The organism is Nocardia pneumoniae NBRC 100136 (assembly GCF_000308755.1).
GTDB lineage: Bacteria > Actinomycetota > Actinomycetes > Mycobacteriales > Mycobacteriaceae > Nocardia > Nocardia pneumoniae.
Genome location: NZ_BAGF01000131.1, coordinates 1 through 1,296 on the forward strand (window position 1 = coordinate 1; position 1,296 = coordinate 1,296).

The 1,296-nt window shown below is 67.2% G+C and carries 1 protein-coding gene; it reads left to right on the top strand.

Annotation, left to right across the window (positions count from 1 at the left end; genetic code table 11):
• A partial coding sequence (locus ON34_RS28680) for an MDR/SDR family oxidoreductase (protein ID WP_040785414.1) occupies positions 1-1,296 on the top strand: 1,296 nt, incomplete at both ends.

Below are 1,296 nucleotides of genomic sequence, written 5' to 3' on the forward strand. Positions count from 1 at the left end.
GACGCTGTGTTGGGTGTGGAGGGTGCGGGTGTGGTGGTGGAGGTCGGTGCGGGTGTGTCGCAGTTCGTGCCGGGTGATCGGGTTTTCGGGTTCCTGACCGGTGTGGGGTCGATGGTGGTGGCCGATTCCCGGTTGCTGGTGGCGATGCCGGCGGGATGGTCGTTCGCGCAGGCCGCGGCGGTGCCCGCGGTGTTCGCCACGGCGTTCTACGCACTGGTGGACGTAGCCGGAGCGCGAGCCGGGGAGACGGTGCTGGTGCACGCCGCCACCGGTGGGGTGGGAATGGCCGCGGTGCAGCTGGGCCGCTGGCTGGGCCTGCGGTTGCTGGTGACCGCGAGTCGCCCGAAGTGGGATGTGTTGCGCGGGTTGGGCTTCGGTGATGAGCAGATCGGTGATTCCCGGTCGCTGGACTTCGAGCAGACCTTCCGCGCGGCGACCGGCGGCGCTGGTGTGGACGTGGTGCTGGATTCGCTGGCCGGCGAGTTCGTGGACGCCTCGCTGCGGTTGCTGAGACCCGGTGGACGATTCGTGGAGATGGGACTGCTGGATCTCCGCGACCCCGAACAAGTAGCCGCCGAACACCCCGGAGTCACCTACCGCGGTTTCATGCTCATGGACGTGGAACCCGACCGGCTCCACGAGATTCTGACCTGCATTGTCGATCTCTTCGACGCGGGTGTGCTCACTGCGTCTCCACTCACCGCATGGGACATACGGGATGTGCCCGAGGCATTGCGGTTGATGAGTCAGGCCCGGCATATCGGGAAGAACGTGCTCACCGTGCCAACGCCGTTGCGGCCGGAGGGCACGGTGTTGATCACCGGTGGTACCGGGGGATTGGGTGCGTTGGCAGCCCGGCATCTGATCACCGAATACGGCGTCCGCAGACTGATATTGGCCAGCAGACGCGGCCCGGATACCCCCGGTGCGGGCGAACTCCGTGACGAACTCGTCGCGTTGGGCGCGCACGTAGAGGTCGTCGCCTGTGACGCGGCCGACCGGGCCGCGGTGGACGCGGTACTGGCGGCGATCCCGCCGGAGTATCCGTTGACCGGTGTCGTGCATGCGGCCGGGGTACTGGCAGACGCACTTCTGGAGAACATGACGGCGGAGCGGATCGCGCAGGTGCTGCGGCCGAAGGTGGACGCGGCGTGGAACCTGCACCAGGCGACGCGGCATCTGGATCTGTCGATGTTCGTGTTGTACTCCTCGATCGCGGGCGTCATCGGCAATGCCGGACAAGCCAATTACGCGGCGGCGAACACCTTCCTCGACGCGCTCGCCCACCACCGACAC